Below are 16523 nucleotides of genomic sequence, written 5' to 3'. Positions count from 1 at the left end.
GCTTACCCCCAACTTTTTCTCATCGAAATATTTTCTTCAATGAGGGCCTGCTTTAATTCTATTACGAACTCCAATGCCTTGGGACTATCTCCATGAATACAAATTGTATCAGCTTTAATCAGTACATCCGTTCCATCAACAGCCGCTACTTTCCCTTCTTTTATCATTCGGATCACTCTGTTAATCGCAACTTGTGTGTCATGAATTAGCGCATTCTCATGCATCCGGGATGTCAAGGCTCCATCAGGCTGATAGGTTCGATCCGCAAAAACTTCATGTGCAATAACTAGTCCTTTTTCTTCCCCTGCCTTCACCAATTCGCTTCCTGCTAGACCAAATAAAACTAATCCTGGATCGAGATCATACACTGCTTCGGCAATAGCCTTTGCCATCTCTGGAATCTTAGCTGCCATATTATACAAGGCACCGTGAGGCTTCACATGTGAAAGAGCAGTTCCATTAACCTTACAGACCGCTGCTAACGAACCAATTTGATAAATCACAAGATTGTAAACTTCACGTGGGGAGAGAATCATTTCCCGTCTTCCGAAGCCAGCAAGGTCATGAAATCCAGGATGTGCCCCAATTTGCACCCCATATTTTTTCGCAAGCTGGACTGTCTCAAACATGACATTATGGTCACCCGCATGATAACCACAAGCAATATTAGCAGAAGAAATGTATTTTAATACTTCTTTATCATTTCCAATCGTATAAGCACCAAAACTTTCACCAAGATCACTATTTAAATCAACGTTGTTCATATGTCAACCTTCTTTATTTACATATTTAGACAGCGTGTATTTCTTATCATCTACTAACTTCTTTATCCGTTGATACTCTTGCCCATCGATTGGGAAAAATTTAATATAGTTTCCAGCCGACAATAAAAAAGGTTGCGTGGCATCCATGTCAAATAGCTTAACGGGTGTAAGGCCAATTATCTGCCATCCAGAAGGTACCTCTGACGGATAGATACCTGTTTGTTCTCCCCCAATCCCAACCGATCCAGCTGGCACCCTAGGACGAGGATGTTCCAGTCTTGGAACCGCTAACTTTGGTGAAAGTCCACCAAGATAGGGAAAGCCTGGAACAAAGCCAACCATATAAATTAAGTATTCTTTATCAGCATGAAGAGAGATAACTTCATCCTCACTTATCTGGTGATATTGGGCAATAAAGGGGAGATCCTGACCCGTTTCACCACCATAATAAACAGGAATCTCATAGACACTAGGTTGAAGAGGAGCAATACCTGTTGAAGTGTGATATATTTTTTCCACTTTTTCTACTAACATCTGGAAGCTAATCATTTCAGGGCGATAATAAATAGCGATGGAATTATAGGCAGGCACCCATTCAATAATCCCGGGAATGTTTGCGAATTGTAGCTTAGAAGTAAAGCGTTGAACTCGTTGGTGAATCCCTTCATTAATCCCTTCACCAAAACAAATTCGAATGGCTACATCACCTAATGGCTGAATATCCATTTCTATCGTTCTCCTCTTTTTTTGGCTGCTTACTCTAGAGTAATTTGTTTATTATAAAAATTCAAATATTTTCACTAAAATAATAGGCAGTTGATTTTACTTATGTTTCTATTTACGCTAATCTTATTTTGAAATCAAATTTTCAATATATTGGAGGTTAACGATATGTTTGATGTATTAATTGTGGGTGCTGGACCAACTGGTGCAAGTGCTGCCCTTTTTACTGCGAAAGCTGGAAAGAAAACATTGGTTATCGATAATGATAAAAGCGTGACGAAGAGAGCATGGATTGAAAATCATTATGGGGTTGCAGAAATTACTGGACCAGATCTTGTTGAAACTGGAAAAAAACAAGCAACTAAATTTGGCGCTGAAATCGTTCAAGCTACGGTATCCAACATCAGCAAAACGGAGAATGGTTTGAAAGTTGAAACTGAACAAGGGGAATTTGAAGCTAAACATGTTATCCTTGCTACTGGCATGTCTGTTGATCTTGCTGAAGCATCTGGCTTAACAACAAAGCCAGGAACAGAGCCAAGAATCAAGACAGTATTTGCCGTTGATGCTGCTGGGAAAACAAATATTGACGGCATTTGGGCTGCTGGGACAGTCGCTGGTGTGAGTATGCACACTATTATTACTGCTGGCGACGGTGCCAAGGTAGCCATAAATGTTATCAGTGAAATTAACGGTACACGCTATGTTGACCATGATGTGTTAAAAGCCTAAAAAGGTTACATAAAAGGGGGAAGACAAATGGCTGTTAAGAAAATGGACCATGTTGGGGTCATGGTAAACGACCTTGATGCCTCACTTCGGTTTTATCAAGAAATAGTTGGTCTGGAGTTAAAAGATCGATTTACGATTGCAAATGGTACCATAACCTTAGCCTTCCTTGGATTCCAAAGTTCAGACGAGACAGAATTAGAATTAGTATATGGTGGTAATGGAGATTTTCCTGCAGAAGGGAAAGTCAATCACGTCGCCTTCTTGGTGGATGATATAGAAGAGGAATTCGATCGTTTAAAGGGCGTCAACGTAGTTTTCATTAGTGATGAGATCGTGACACTCCCGAACGGGTATCGTAATTTCTTTGTGCAAGGCCCTGATGGTGAAAAGGTCGAGTTTTTCCAACGATAGCTCTAAGATAGGAAAATGAATTAAGGGACTCAGCTGCTGAGTCCCTTTTGTTCCCTTGTGAATACAAGATGCCTTTTACATAAAAATTGACAGTCTAAACCCTGCCTTTTAAAATTGGTGTAGCTTGATTATCAATAACCATGGTTATCATACTAAATATTTTAAAATACATAGAAGGAGCGTATTCATTACTTATCATTTTACTAGAGTAAGGGGAAATTATATGATCAAAAAAGACACGAATCTTAAGCCGGTGGTTGCAGGTTTACTGTTAGCGATTTTAATGGCAGCTATGGACAATACGATCGTGGCAACGGCGATGGCGACTATTGTTTCAGACCTTGGCGGCTTTGATAAATTTATTTGGGTTACTTCTGCCTATATGGTTGCGGTAATGGCAGGAATGCCTATTTTCGGAAAGTTATCTGATATGTACGGACGGAAACGCTTTTTTATATTTGGATTAATCGTCTTTCTGATTGGCTCGGCCTTATGTGGTGTGGCCCAAGATATCATTCAACTCAGTATTTATCGTGCGATTCAGGGAATCGGCGGCGGTGCTTTGATGCCAATTGCCTTTACGATCGTTTTTGATATTTTTCCACCTGAGAACCGCGGGAAAATGACCGGTTTGCTTGGAGCGGTTTTTGGGGCATCCAGTGTATTGGGACCGTTACTTGGTGCGTACATAACCGATTATATTAGTTGGCATTGGGTTTTCTATGTGAACGTACCAATTGGAATTGTTTCGATCTTTTTAATTGTTCGTTATTATCATGAATCATTGCAGCACTCCAAGCAAAAAGTTGATTGGCTTGGTGCAATTACACTGGTCATTTCGGTTGTTAGCTTGATGTTTGCGCTTGAACTAGGCGGGAAAGAATACGCTTGGGATTCTACTCCTATCATCGGTTTATTTGCAAGTTTCTTCGTCTTTTTTGTTGCCTTTTTCATTGCTGAGTTTAAGGCTGCTGAACCGATTTTACCGCTTTGGCTGTTCAAAAGACGACTATTTGCTACCTCGCAAATCCTGTCCTTTTTATATGGCGGAACGTTTATTATCTTAACGGTATTTATCCCAATCTTCGTTCAAGCTGTCTACGGCGGGTCGGCTAAGAATGCCGGATTGATCTTGACACCGATGATGCTCGGTTCTGTTGCCGGGAGTTCGGTGGGCGGGATTTTCTTAACGAAAACGTCCTACCGTAATTTAATGATTGTTTCGATTATTTCATATGTTATTGGTATGTACTGCCTTGGGACCTTGACTGTTGATACGGCGCGCTGGCTGCTGACAATCTATATGATTTTGGTCGGCTTTGGAGTTGGTTTTTCATTCTCCTTGCTGCCAACTGCATCAATGCACAATCTGGAACCGCAATATCGCGGGACTGCGAACTCTACAAACTCATTTTTACGGTCATTTGGAATGACACTGGGAGTAACGATTTATGGCTCCCTGCAGAACAACTTATTTACAGATAAACTGAAAGATGCGTTTAAAGGCATGCAAGGGGCGGGAGATTTTAAAATGGGCGATCCGCGCCAAATCTTCCAAGCAAGTGAACGCTCGAAAATTCCAGATTTTATTTTGGATAAAATTATTCATGCTATGTCCGCTTCGATTACCCATACCTTTTTACTAACACTGATTCCGATTGGAATTGCAGCAGTTACGATCTTTTTCATGGGCAATGCCCGGGTAGTAGTTAGTAAAAAATCAGCAAAAGGATAAAAAGTGGAGGCGCCCGTTTAGCAGCATCCATGTTATAAACAATAAATTTTTTCTAACAAAACATAAGCACTTGGGCGTTCTTGTCCCAAGTGCTTATGTTTATTATTCTGCAAACTTACCGGCCATGTAGTCACGGTAGGCTTGGCGAATTTCTTCCTCCGTGTTCATGACGAAAGGCCCTCTGGCAACTATGGGCTCATTCAGTGGTTTTCCTGCATATAACAATACGCGAAGTGGCTCTTTCGCGGTCATAGTCACTTCACTCTGTTGTCCTTCTTCACCCTTTTCTAGCAGTAGAACATGACCTTTTTCAGCCTCAGTCTTAGTTTTTCCAAACTGACCTTTCCCTTCTAAAACATACATGAAGCCATAGTAGTCTCCGGGGAGGTCTTGGGTAACGGATGCTCCTGGCTGCAAATTTATTTCAACCATTGTCACAGGTACATAATTTTTGGTAGTGGATTGAATGCCGCCAGATGACCCGGAAAAGATCCTAATTCGTGCCCCATCCTCTTCACGCACTGGCATGTCTTTGGCACGGAGATTTTGATAACGGGGTTCTGCCATTTTATGTTCACGAGGCAGGTTCACCCATAACTGCAAGGAATGTACGGTCTCCCCTTCCGCTGGGTCCTCGATATGAATCACGCCTCTTCCTGCGGTCATCCACTGGACATCACCAGGCTCAAGTTCGCCTCGGCCCGCTTTATTATCCTGGTGCTCCAGTTTGCCCTCAATCACATAGGTCACGGTTTCAATCCCGCGATGCGGGTGAAAATCAAACGTACCTTTTTTAAAAAAATCCTCTGCGAGAAAAAGGAAAGGATCAGACTCCTTCATTTTTTGGGGATCTAATACCATTCCTGCCGTGTGAATCGAACTATGCTGGTGATGCTGAACGGTCCAAACACGCTCAATACGCCTTTGTAGCATTTGTTTAACCCTCCTTCTTAAAAGCAGTCCTTAATTCAAAATAATGGTATCGTTATTTACTTGGTTTATCAAATCTGATGCATTGGTCAACTTCTTGAATCAGGGCAAAATTTAAAATTCGCTGATAGAATGGCAAAATTCGCTGATTGACCAGGTAAATTCGCTGATAGATTGGACAAATTCGCTGATTGACCACTTAAATTCGCTGATAGAATTATATTAAAAAAATATTTTACAAGAATCGATTATATTCAGCAGGATTTTCATTCCTTTTATGAGAATTTATTCTTAAAACGAGAGGAGTGATTATTTTGATAATCAAAGAAAGGGCAAAACCATTAATTATGCTTATTTTAGAAGCTTTACTGCGGCGTCTTCCCCACAATCACCAAAAGTACCAACAGATTTTAGTAGAGCTTGGAAGGAGACAGGCCGGTTATCAAGGTGAGAAATCGCTCGATTACTATTATCGTGAGCTTCCGCATCAAAAATATATGATTCTCCACGATTTAAACCTTCCTGATGGTGACTACAACTGCCAAATAGATACTCTCCTTCTAATACCTGAATTTATCCTAGCAATTGATGTAAAAAATATGGCTGGAAAGTTAATTTTCGATACGGAAAATGAACAGTTAATTCAAATCAACAATGGAAATGAAAAAGGACTACCCTATCCCATAGCTCAGGCGGAAAGACATCAGAAATATTTACAGAAACTTCTTGCTGCTCATCATTTTCCTCCCGTCCCAGTTAAATATTTGGTGGTTATCAGCAATGGGTATACCTCCTATACAGTTACAGGAAGACACGCCAACAGAGTTAAACCACATGTATGTAAATCCGATGTTTTCTTAAACAAAATTACCCTTTTAGAGAATCAATATTCGAATCCGCTGCTGACTGCCAAAGACCTCCGGAAGCTTTGCCGCCTCTTAGTAAAAATGAATACCCTTCCCACAAGCTATATATTAAAAAAATACGGAATTCAAAGCACCGACCTATTAACGGGCGTCCACTGTCCTTTCTGCTCTAATCATTCGCTAATTCGTAAAAACCAAAATTGGTTCTGCCCTTCCTGCGGAACTTTTTCAAAAGATGCATATATTAACGCACTGAAGGATTATTTTCTCCTGTTTGGTCCGACGATAACAAATAAGCAGTTTCGGGAATTTACCCAAATAAAATCACATGATACGGCAAAAAGATTACTACAATCCTGTAACTTCCAATTCTCTGGGAATAACAGATACCGTTCTTATTTTCCAAAAATGATCCCCTGGTATTAATTTCTAGATGCAAAGTCGATTAAAATTAAAATCCGCTGATTGAATGGACAAATTCGCTGATTGACCACAAAAATTCGCTGATAGAGCAAAAAAATACTGCTTAAACTTTAAGAGTAGCGATCAAAAATCAATAAAGGACACCTAAATTAGGTGTCCTTACCGATATATTTTGCAGTAAGCGAGCATTTTTCCCCAAAAATACACACACTTTAAACTTCTAGATCCTTGCCTGCTTCAAATACATGGAACAGAAGATGGGCTAAATGATGAATTGGACCATATTCTTCTTGGTCTTCATCATCAGGCTCCTCATTAAACTCCATGTCATTTAAGAATAACGCCATAAATTCATAAAAGTCCTTCAACTGGAAGGAATAGCACCCGACAGGATCTTCATTATCTTCTTCATAATGCAACACCATATAAGAAAGGTCTCCGTCTATGTCTTCTGCATCAAAAAACACAAATAGGCCAATGTTTGTATCGAGTTCAAATAAATGCCTTGTTCCGCCTTCTGTTGCTTTCGTAAAATCTTCTTGACTGAGTTTTTGAATTTGCATGCTATCAACATTATCTTCCTGATGGAATCCAACAACAAATGATTTCATAATTTCCTCCTTACAACTTTACAGTAATAAAAAACATATGCTTTTAGCATGCCCTACTTCCAGCTGGTTTCATTCCTTCTCATCTCAAAATGAAAAAAACGATATTAATCACACTGCTTATCTTCACCTTCAAAATGCTCATTTAGGTGTGTATTTTCACCAGGAGCAAAGTTTACCGACTGTAAGCTCATTTTTGGCTCAAGTCCATATAGGTCTTGGGGAGATTTACTCCCAATTTCCCTCTGAGATTGCTTCTTGTCTTTTGTTTTCATACCAGGCACCTCTTCATAATCATAATTTCTTCGTATTGTCTGCGTAATTATTAATTAACATTCCAATCTTCAAAAAAAAATCCCTGATAGATTCAGGGATTTACAATCATCCAATTGGTGGTTGAATGGGATGGTTCATTATATCCTCAGTTGAACTGGCCACTTCAGTCGTTGATGTTGACACTTTCACTTCCTTCGTTGTGGTGAACAGTGCAATCAGTGAGATAGAAAACAATAGGACAACAAACTTTTTCATGAAAATTGCCTCCCAATAATTAGATTATTTTATTTAAATATCTTACTGCATCGCAAACCATACCCTTCTGATTGTAATAGTCTGCAAGCATTTTATAAAAGTGGGTTAAGTCATCACTATGTTCTTTTTTCTCTTCAAAGTAAGGAATGACTTTCGCTTCCAAATATTTGAACGCTTTTACAGGAGATGTGAGGAGAAGAAGATAAAAATCTGCTAAGATTCGATACTTTTTTACGGACAGTTCTTTTGATAAAAAGGTAACTTCTTGGAAACAAAGTTTCGCTTTCTCTAATGATTTAAGAGAATGATGAAGCTCCCCGATTGCATATAAAGTTACTAGATAGTGATGGTTTTTGTTCGGCTGCATGGCCAAACTTTTTTCATAATAGTATAGCGCTTCCTTTGCATTCTTCATTTTAAATTGCAAATGGCCCATATTATGATAGATTTGGGGAAGTAATTTTTCTTTTCTTAGTAATTCTGCATTGCGGATTAAATGTTGAAAACACTCTTGGGCTTCTTCGTAAATATTGGAATGGGTATAATTAATTCCTAGTAGCATAAGGGTGTGAAGAATTCTGATGAAGTTGTGCTGATTCATGAATATTTGCAGTGCCATCTTACCAAAATGGATGGCATGTCCTGAGTGCTCAAGTGAACTTTTTACGAGTGATCGGTGGTAAAGAAATTCTCCACTCATCGTTTCTTTATTATTTTCTGTATGTAAGGCATCGAGGATATCATCTGCAGTCTGATATTGACCCTTCCACATTAAGAATATCGCATTATAATAGCGAAATAAATAGTCTTCATGTTGGGAAAAATTTTTCTTTTGCTTGTATAAAAGAGCTCGTTGACTATCGGCCTCATCAACTTGGCCTTTAAAAATTAAATATCGAAACTTATATAACTCGTAGATATAAATAAATTTGGAGAAGGGAATAAGGTGTTCCATTTCCACGAGTTTTTGATAATTTTCTTCTATTTCATCCCTTAGATAAAAGTTAATCTTCTCGTCTAGTTTCTTTAGTAATATTTTGATTTCTTCTTCTTTCTCTTCCATCTCTTCAAGGCCGATATTTAAACGCTTCAGCAAAAGAGAAATCGTCGCTTCATTTGCTTCTTTTGAGTTGTTCTCAATTTTACTTAAATGTGGGACAGAGCAAATTCCCTTAGATAGTTCTGCTTGCGTTATCCCTCTTTGAGTACGGTAGAATTTAATCAGGGCTCCATATTCCATATTGCCACCAGTCTACCCTTCCTTTTTTTCCTTATTTTACATCAAACGGAGTGTTCCCAACAGTATTTTTCTTATTATTTTTAAAATTTAGACTACATATTTCAAGGGCCATTAGGTAAAATGACCTAATGACCCTTGAAAGTATATTACTTAACCCTCGGAAAACCGAAGCCAGATGCGTAATCATCTCCCGTTGCTGATCCGGATCCGCCTTTAATATCATATAACTTTGCACGATTTTGAAGTTCTGACCGAAGCTGTAAATTTGACCAGGAAGGATTGGCTGCCCAAATCTTGGCTGCAAGCCCTGAGACATGCGGTGTCGCCATCGACGTTCCACTAATGGTGTTGTACCCTCCGTCCTTCCATGTCGATTCAATCGCTCTGCCAGGTGCGGAGACTTCTACATCACGCTCTTGAATCACATAGTCACCATCGGTATTTGGATTCCCTCGCGATGAAAAATCAGCGATACGATAGGTAGTATTTTCCTGAACATTTTCTAAAGCAGCAACCGCAACAACATTCGCTAATCCACCAGGATATCCAATCGTATTGCTAGCAGGACCGTCATTTCCAGCAGCTGCGACAATTAGTACACCCTTACCATAGGCATAATCAACAGCACTGGATATGAGGGAATCTTTTACGCTTGACCCAAGCGACATCGAAATAATCACATGGGAACCAGTCCTTGTTGCTTCATCCGCCACCTTACGAATGGCTGTAGCAATATCATCGGAATAACCACTGCCACGATTGTTTAATACTTTATAAGACCAAAGTTTTGCTTCCGGTGCCACCCCGTAAATTCCTTGACCAGAACTTCCACCGTTAGCAAGAACTGTTCCGGAGACATGTGTTCCATGGCCATTGCCATCAACACAGCTCCCCTCAACTAAAGGGGTTTTACTTTGGGAAAAATCCTTACATTGTTCAACATTGCTAGTTAAATCAACATGACTAACATTTACACCCGTATCAAGGACCGCAACCTTAATTCCATTTCCACCTAAAGTTTTCGTAATAGCTGGATCATTATAAATGGCTTGAATGCCCCATGGTGTTTGATCACTAGGTCCTGAAACTGCTGTCACTTTAGGCCGTGCCGCTAATTCTGTATTTGATATAAACTGTAATTCTGGTAACCTCTCAATGGTTAAATTCTTGTTATTTAATAGTGCTTGATATTGTTGTGCATTAACAGTGGTTGTAAATCCCTTGCTTTCAAAGTCCCAGCGGACCCCAAAGCTTGCTTTTGCTTTTGCCTTTTCATTGGCTGGGCCATGAATTAACACCCGATAGCTTTCCTGATTACTTGTTTGCTGCCCAAATGCGGCCGTTGCAAACATTGAAATCCCCATTACAAAACTAAGTAGTGCTGATCCAAGAATTCTTCTTTTTCTCATCCAGAAACTCCCCTCAACTTTAGTTACAGCCCTTGCGCTGACAATTAAGCCTATTCAAAGAACAAGGATAATTATGACCATATACGGTTAATAAAGTTGGGAAAATTTTCAGAAACTTGAAAAAAGTTATTAAAAAACCAGCCCAATAAGGACTGGTTTCTAGAAATATTTCTTTTTCCAAAAAACAAAAGCTGTTAAACTCGTTAAAAATGCAGAGATTATTAGTGGTATAGCATACGAATGGGTAGCATGCTGGAAGGGGATGTCAACATTCATACCGTAAAAGCTTGCAACCATCGTTGGAAAGGATAAGATAATGGTAATTGAAGTTAAGAACTTCATTACAATATTTAAGTTATTTGAAATAATGGATGCGAAGGCATTCATCATTCCTGTTAAAATCGAGCGATAGGTTTCGGCCATTTCAATCGCCTGTGTTTTTTCAATAATAACGTCTTCTAATAAGTCCTTGTCCTCTTCATACATTTTTAAATAGTTAAAACGCAGGATCTTATCGAGGACAACCTTATTTGACTTTAGGGAAGTGGTAAAATAAACCAAACTTTTCTCTAAAGCAAGAAAGGCGAACAGCTCTTTATTTTTCAATGACTGATGAACGACATGTTCAATTTCATTGGTCTTCTTGTTAATTTGTTTTAAATAACGTAGATAGTACGAAGAAATAACAAATAGTATTTGCAGAGCAAAACGCGTCTTTTTAAACGTAAAAAATTCTTTTACCCTGTTTTTTCGGAATTCCTCTAAAATTGGAGTATCTTTTAAGGAAACGGTAATGATACATTCATCTGTAAGAATAATACCGATTGGAATCGTCTCATACCCAGCAAACCCATTTTCATCATGAACGATATAGGGAAAGTCGACAATGATGTAAACTCGGCCATCATCTCGTTCAATCCTCGGACGCTCTTCATCATCGAGAGCATCTTTAATAATATCCACATCGACTTGAGCTTCCATCGATACCTTATTGATTTCATCTTGTGTTGGGGAATACATATTCACCCAGCACCCTTTTGAAATGACATCTACCTTTTCTAAAACTTTTGACTCTGTACTTTTAAAAATTTCCAACATGACTTAACCTCCTCACTCACTTTGTTCGAGGAAGCCAACAACCTTTTCTAGAGTTGATATTCTTGATATCGGGTTCAATCCATTCAAAGATCACATTGACTTCCCCTCGCCTACTACTTGGGTCCGGGTCTACGGAATAACTCAAAAATATCAACTCCTCTAACTTTTTATATTTCCTATCCTATCATAAACCCAAATCCCCTAAAGTACAAAGGAGTTTTTTTGGATTTATTCATCTTCTGAAAAAAAGGGGTTTAAATGAATTAGAACTTCCTGAATGTTATCGTTTTTATCCATCAGTTTTTGTTTGATTGCTTTTGCCAGGTCGTGACCTTGCTTGATGGTTTTATAGTGATCAATCGAGATTCGTAAATCCACCAATACATAATGACCAAGTTCTCTTGCTCGGATTCGGTCAATTCGTTTTACTTCATTAAACTCTTTTACAACTGCGACATATTCCTGAAGTGTCTCTGAATTAATGTTACGTTCAAGTAAAATATCAAATGCCTCTGTTAACATTTCCTTGGCGATTTTAAAAATTAAATAAGCTACAAAAATACTGGCAGCTTTATCACCGTAAAGTAAAAAGTGGATATCAAAGCGGCTACCGGCTATGGAAAGGAGCACCCCGACTGCAGCCGCAATCGATGCAACAATATCTGCTTTATGATCAAATGCAATGGCCTCGATAGCCTTACTCTTATTTTGTTTTGCAACCTTTAAAGAACTTCGATACAAAATAATCTTAGTTACATAGGAAAATAGGGCCACCCACATCGCCAATAAACTCGGCGATTCCACTTCATGAAAGAAACCGCTAATGCCTTCATAAACCACATAAATGGCGACAAGAAAAAGCAATATCCCAATAATGCCAGATACAATTACTTCTGCTTTGCCATGCCCATAGGGATGTTCATTATCAGCAGGCTTATTGGCAATTTTTATGACTAACAGGACAATCACTGAGGCAAAGACATCGGCAGCTGAGTGAATACCATCGGCGAAAACCGCGTCACTATTCCCAACTAATCCAATGAATATTTTCCCTAACGTAAGAATAACGTTACTGATTACACTAATCCAGGCCACTTTTTTAGCCAGAGTTTCTCTCATTTCCATAAGTAAACCACCTTTAAAAATACCTCTAGAAATCATAGCAAACGCAACCTAGATGGGTCTAGAGAAAAAGTCTTGACCGCTTCAAGCTATGTTGGAGTAATGCAAAACATGTAACAACTTATCCTTCATGGCCCTCATTTTCTTCTTTAACCATTTCAACTTCTTCAACTACGGAAATTTTGTTAATTTGGTCATGGAGAAAATGAAAGGCCTCGTCTAATTCTTCCCGTGATGGAAACTCATTTTTTTTGTTCATTACAATACCTCCTTCCTGAGATTTATTTTTTAGTAGGAGTAATCCTGTTAAAAAAAGAAAAAAATACCCTTGTATCAAACAATAAAAGGGAGGAATACAGGATGGACAAGAAGAATCAGAAAGCAAACCCAAAGAAAGAAGTGGCAGGCAGCTTCTATCATCCAAGTTATTACCAAGAAACGGATAACCTTTCTGCTGGGCTAGCAACTACCCATGAGCAAGCCAGTGACACGTATAAGGAAGGTGAGATTGGGGCTGTCATTGATAATATAAACGGTGAAGATATCCCAATTCCACAAAAAGGCTACGATAAATAATTAGAAAACTCGTCAACTGGCGAGCCCCTTAGGGCGAAGACAGAGGCGAAGTTGCACTTATGCCTGATTGGAAAGTTATACTTTCCTATCAGCGAAAATCAGAGAAAACAGCTCTCGCTCGAAAGCTGTTTTCTCTTTTTGTGTCCTCATTTTTTATCATCATCATCAACATAAGCGTCGTGCTCAAAGGCGGGTAAATCACCAAAGCTGGACATGATTCCTTCCTCATCAAGGGCATCTTCATAATGTTCATGCTGCGGATTCGGATAAACCTTAATATTATTTCCATACATGTCATTGCCAACAAAATTTTCAAAATCCTCGACGTAGCCTAAATTTTCATCGGCTTCAGTGTAAATATCATTATAAGTACTCTGTGGAAAGGCTAAATCAGACGGGGTCTCGGATGTTCCCCATGCAGCAACGGTCTGCCAGGAATCTTCTGCATCAAAAGCTACATTCTCATCCTTTTCATCCATATCAAATTTACCAAATGGAGGCATGAGGACTCCTTCTTCGACTGGTCGTTTATGTGAAGTAACCTGATCAGGGCTGTGATCGATACAATAGGTCGTGTTTGGCAATGCCTGCAAACGTTCTAGCGGAATTTCCTTGCCGCATACTTCACAGGTCCCATAGGTGCCATTTTCCATCGCTTCTAATGCGTGATCTATATTTCTTATTGCAAATTGATAATGTTCATTTAAGGCAATATCTTTCTCACGTTCATATAATTCTGTTCCATCGTCGGCTGGATGGTTATCATAACTGGATAACTCTCCCATCGACTCATGAGAATGTCCTCTTTCTAAACCAAAATGATCATTTTGTTCTATATGTTCTTTTAGCTCACTCTTTTCCTGTAACAATTGTAAACGTAACTCAGCTAACTGCTGTGTCGATAACATGTGCTAAACCCCTTTCATTGAAAAGCCAATTATTAATACTCCATCTATTTCACATTTATGATTATTGTTTTTATAGTTCCTTTCTATTTTCATTATTTTCGTGGTTGATTATGTAATGAAAATTTAATTCCATCAAAAACCTAACGAATGCAGTGATATTTCACTGAATAAGAATTGTTTGGGCGAGTATCTTAAGTTATATCAAAACTAGGAGAAATGAGGAGATTATGTGGTTAATGAAAATTTTGACAAATTTAAACAAGAGCAAAAGGAGCATCGTGCCGAATATTTAGGAGGGAACAAAAACCAAAAACCGGGACTTAATGATGCCGAATATAATAATCAAGATAATACCGACAAATCGCCAGGAGCTGCCGGTCGAGATTTGTAAATTAAAGGAGAATTTCGATGAGTAAATCCAAATCGGGTGGGGATGAAAAAAATAACATGAAATGGTGGCAGCTTTCTTTATTTGGGGTGGGCTGTACCATTGGAACAGGGTTCTTCCTTGGCTCAGGTTTAGCGATTAAGATGACAGGTCCATCGATTTTAGCAGCGTTTATGATCGCTGCCCTTGGTACGTATTTCGTCTATGATGCTTTGTCAAAAATGACATCCCAAGAACCCTTACAAGGTGGGTTTAGATCGTATGCAAAGAAGGCCTATGGAAGATGGGCCGGTTTTAGCAGCGGCTGGGTCTACTGGTCCTCAGAGGTGTTAATCATGGGAAGCCAAATGACGGCGCTCTCGATTTTTTCCCGTTTCTGGCTGCCAAAAGTACCGTTATGGATATTTGCAACTATTTACGCCGTCCTTGGTTTAGCCGTGATTTTAATCGGAGTAAAGGTATTAAATAAGCTCGAAAACATTCTAGCGATCTTAAAAATCTCAGCCATCTTAATGTTTATCGTGATTGCCTTTTTGGCCATTTTTGGTGTGATCGATGGGGACCGTCCCATTCAATATCCGAATAGCCGGAAGGATATATTTCCTCATGGCATAAAAGGCTTATGGTCATCTGTTATTTTTGCCTTCTATGCCTTTGGCGGGATTGAGATTTTAGGCTTAATGGCAACGAAATTGAAGGATCCAAAGGAAGCGCCTAAAGCCGGAAAAGTAATGTTATTTACACTGATGATTATATATGTAGTCTCGATTGGACTTGCTGTCCTTATTGTTCCTTGGAATCAATTTAACACAAAGGAAAGTACCTTTGTTGTTGCCTTAAACGCTTACCACCTTACTTTTGTTCCTCATTTTTTTAATGCTACATTAATTATTGCAGGATTTTCGACCATGACTGCTTCTCTTTATGGTGTAACAAGCGTGCTTGTTACCCTTGGAGAAGAAGGCGATGCACCTGCGAGCTTTTCAAAGAAGGGGAAATTAAAGGTCCCACTAGCATCCCTGCTAGTTACCATGTTAGGTATTACTGCCTCGGTCGTATCGGCCTTAGTACTGCCTAATAAAATCTATGAGTGGGTTACAACTGGTGCCGCATTAATGCTTCTTTATAATTGGCTCTTTATTCTGGCATCCTCTCGAAAAATATTAGAGTTAAAACTGAAGGAAAAAATTATGTATGTAATTGGCGCCATCTTTATTTTAATTGCCGTCAGTGGTACCCTTTTTCACAAAACAAGCAGACCTGGCTTTTTTATTAGCTTAGCCTTTCTTGGAGTCATTGGAGTGATTACCTTAATCATGCAGGCAAAATGGAAAAAAACTAAGAAAAAAGTTCTTAGCCCATGGCCGACGGCATAGTAAAAATCCAGCGATTTTTTCGCTGGTTTTTTTGTTATCGATATAACAGATTAAACGCTTGCATTCCGAAATATATCCCAAATCCTATTAATGAAAGACCAGACAGGCAAGAAATCCCAACAAGAAATCGGGGGGTTAAGAATTTACGGAAGCTGCTCGATATACTAGCCATCGCAATATCCCAAGTCAACAGACCCATAAAAATCGCACTGCTGTACAGGACTAATTGGCTCGGATTAGACGTTGCAGCTGTTTTCGCAAGGACAGACCCATAAATTCCTAACCAAAATAGAATCGTTAATGGATTAGAGATCGACATAAGAAATCCTGAAAAAAATGATTTTATCAGTGGTTCCTTTCCTCTGGAATGCTCTAAATGAATCTTTCCCGCATTCATAAAGGTCTCTATACCTGTGTACATGAGGACAAAACAGCCAAAAAACCAAAGAAAGGTTTGCATAAAGGCAGTTTCAAGAAACTGGACTACTCCTATATAAACAACCAGCATATAAACGCCATCTGCAATGACAGCCCCTACCCCTATAAGCCACGAATTCATAAAACCGTTCCTTATGCCCCTGTCAATTTGTGCAGCATTAATTGGACCAATCGGAGCAGCCAGCGATAATCCTAACAGTATATAACTCAAAAATACATTCATCCATATCTCTCCCTGCTAAATG

20 protein-coding genes are annotated in these 16523 nt (G+C 39.1%); 7 read left to right on the top strand and 13 right to left on the bottom strand.

Annotated elements, in window-relative coordinates:
• Window positions 1-2: 2 nt before the first annotated feature.
• A complete protein-coding gene (locus ACJ004_RS10780; protein WP_410892928.1) occupies window positions 3-764 on the bottom strand; it encodes a LamB/YcsF family protein in 762 nt (253 codons plus the stop codon).
• 3 nt (window positions 765-767) lie between these two features.
• On the bottom strand, window positions 768-1490 hold the full coding sequence (gene pxpB / locus ACJ004_RS10775) for a 5-oxoprolinase subunit PxpB (RefSeq protein ID WP_410892926.1): 723 nt from the start codon (window positions 1488-1490) through the stop codon (window positions 768-770).
• A 165-nt stretch (window positions 1491-1655) separates the two neighbouring features.
• Here pxpB and ACJ004_RS10770 point away from each other — a divergent pair, with 165 nt between their 5' ends.
• The 3 genes from ACJ004_RS10770 (at window position 1656) to ACJ004_RS10760 (ending at window position 4365) form a co-directional block, all read left to right on the top strand.
• On the top strand, window positions 1656-2219 hold the full coding sequence (locus ACJ004_RS10770) for an NAD(P)/FAD-dependent oxidoreductase (protein WP_410892925.1): 564 nt from the start codon (window positions 1656-1658) through the stop codon (window positions 2217-2219).
• A 27-nt stretch (window positions 2220-2246) separates the two neighbouring features.
• Window positions 2247-2630, top strand: coding sequence for a VOC family protein (locus tag ACJ004_RS10765; protein ID WP_410892924.1), 384 nt, complete (start codon window positions 2247-2249; stop codon window positions 2628-2630).
• A gap of 223 nt (window positions 2631-2853) precedes the next feature.
• Window positions 2854-4365, top strand: a complete 1512-nt coding sequence (locus tag ACJ004_RS10760; RefSeq protein ID WP_410892923.1) for an MDR family MFS transporter — start codon at window positions 2854-2856, stop codon at window positions 4363-4365.
• Between the two features lie 102 nt (window positions 4366-4467).
• Here the strand turns inward: ACJ004_RS10760 and ACJ004_RS10755 are convergent, their stop codons facing one another.
• A complete protein-coding gene (locus ACJ004_RS10755; protein ID WP_410892921.1) occupies window positions 4468-5298 on the bottom strand; it encodes a pirin family protein in 831 nt (276 codons plus the stop codon).
• A gap of 311 nt (window positions 5299-5609) precedes the next feature.
• Between ACJ004_RS10755 and ACJ004_RS10750 the strand changes: the two genes are divergently transcribed.
• The gene (locus ACJ004_RS10750) at window positions 5610-6587 is read left to right on the top strand and encodes an NERD domain-containing protein (protein ID WP_410892920.1); all 978 of its coding nucleotides are present in this window, start codon (window positions 5610-5612) and stop codon (window positions 6585-6587) included.
• A 209-nt stretch (window positions 6588-6796) separates the two neighbouring features.
• On the opposite strand, the gene ACJ004_RS10745 is transcribed toward ACJ004_RS10750, so the two are convergent.
• From ACJ004_RS10745 to ACJ004_RS10710, 8 genes are all read right to left on the bottom strand, one after another.
• Window positions 6797-7195 carry a cytosolic protein gene (locus ACJ004_RS10745; protein WP_410892919.1) on the bottom strand — a complete coding sequence of 133 codons (399 nt, stop codon included), beginning with the start codon at window positions 7193-7195 and terminating at the stop codon, window positions 6797-6799.
• A gap of 104 nt (window positions 7196-7299) precedes the next feature.
• Entirely contained in the window at window positions 7300-7467 is a 168-nt protein-coding gene (locus ACJ004_RS10740; protein WP_410892918.1) for a hypothetical protein, read from the bottom strand.
• A gap of 106 nt (window positions 7468-7573) precedes the next feature.
• A complete protein-coding gene (locus ACJ004_RS10735) occupies window positions 7574-7723 on the bottom strand; it encodes a hypothetical protein (RefSeq protein ID WP_410892917.1) in 150 nt (49 codons plus the stop codon).
• Between the two features lie 19 nt (window positions 7724-7742).
• Window positions 7743-8963 carry a tetratricopeptide repeat protein gene (locus tag ACJ004_RS10730; protein ID WP_410892916.1) on the bottom strand — a complete coding sequence of 407 codons (1221 nt, stop codon included), beginning with the start codon at window positions 8961-8963 and terminating at the stop codon, window positions 7743-7745.
• A 146-nt stretch (window positions 8964-9109) separates the two neighbouring features.
• Entirely contained in the window at window positions 9110-10372 is a 1263-nt protein-coding gene (locus ACJ004_RS10725; RefSeq protein WP_410892914.1) for a S8 family peptidase, read from the bottom strand.
• Window positions 10373-10531: 159 nt separating this feature from the next.
• The gene (locus ACJ004_RS10720; protein ID WP_410892913.1) at window positions 10532-11470 is read right to left on the bottom strand and encodes a magnesium transporter CorA family protein; all 939 of its coding nucleotides are present in this window, start codon (window positions 11468-11470) and stop codon (window positions 10532-10534) included.
• A 228-nt stretch (window positions 11471-11698) separates the two neighbouring features.
• Entirely contained in the window at window positions 11699-12595 is an 897-nt protein-coding gene (locus ACJ004_RS10715; protein WP_410892911.1) for a cation diffusion facilitator family transporter, read from the bottom strand.
• Between the two features lie 118 nt (window positions 12596-12713).
• The gene (locus ACJ004_RS10710) at window positions 12714-12851 is read right to left on the bottom strand and encodes a hypothetical protein (protein ID WP_410892910.1); all 138 of its coding nucleotides are present in this window, start codon (window positions 12849-12851) and stop codon (window positions 12714-12716) included.
• 101 nt (window positions 12852-12952) lie between these two features.
• On the opposite strand from ACJ004_RS10710, the gene ACJ004_RS10705 reads away from it, so the two are divergent.
• A complete protein-coding gene (locus ACJ004_RS10705; protein ID WP_410892909.1) occupies window positions 12953-13168 on the top strand; it encodes a YozQ family protein in 216 nt (71 codons plus the stop codon).
• Window positions 13169-13314: 146 nt separating this feature from the next.
• Here the strand turns inward: ACJ004_RS10705 and ACJ004_RS10700 are convergent, their stop codons facing one another.
• On the bottom strand, window positions 13315-14076 hold the full coding sequence (locus ACJ004_RS10700; protein WP_410892908.1) for a yteA family sporulation protein: 762 nt from the start codon (window positions 14074-14076) through the stop codon (window positions 13315-13317).
• A 229-nt stretch (window positions 14077-14305) separates the two neighbouring features.
• Between ACJ004_RS10700 and ACJ004_RS10695 the strand changes: the two genes are divergently transcribed.
• A complete protein-coding gene (locus ACJ004_RS10695; protein WP_410892907.1) occupies window positions 14306-14467 on the top strand; it encodes a hypothetical protein in 162 nt (53 codons plus the stop codon).
• Window positions 14468-14484: 17 nt separating this feature from the next.
• A complete protein-coding gene (locus tag ACJ004_RS10690) occupies window positions 14485-15840 on the top strand; it encodes an amino acid permease (RefSeq protein WP_410892906.1) in 1356 nt (451 codons plus the stop codon).
• Between the two features lie 34 nt (window positions 15841-15874).
• Here ACJ004_RS10690 and ACJ004_RS10685 read toward each other — a convergent pair whose 3' ends face one another.
• Window positions 15875-16501, bottom strand: coding sequence for a LysE family transporter (locus tag ACJ004_RS10685; RefSeq protein ID WP_410892905.1), 627 nt, complete (start codon window positions 16499-16501; stop codon window positions 15875-15877).
• Window positions 16502-16523: the final 22 nt, after the last annotated feature.

Origin of the sequence: Neobacillus sp. 204 (assembly GCF_046562815.1) — a bacterium.
Lineage (GTDB): Bacteria > Bacillota > Bacilli > Bacillales > Cytobacillaceae > Neobacillus.
Note: the sequence above shows the minus strand (reverse complement) of the source record. Positions and strands in the feature narration are given on the sequence as shown.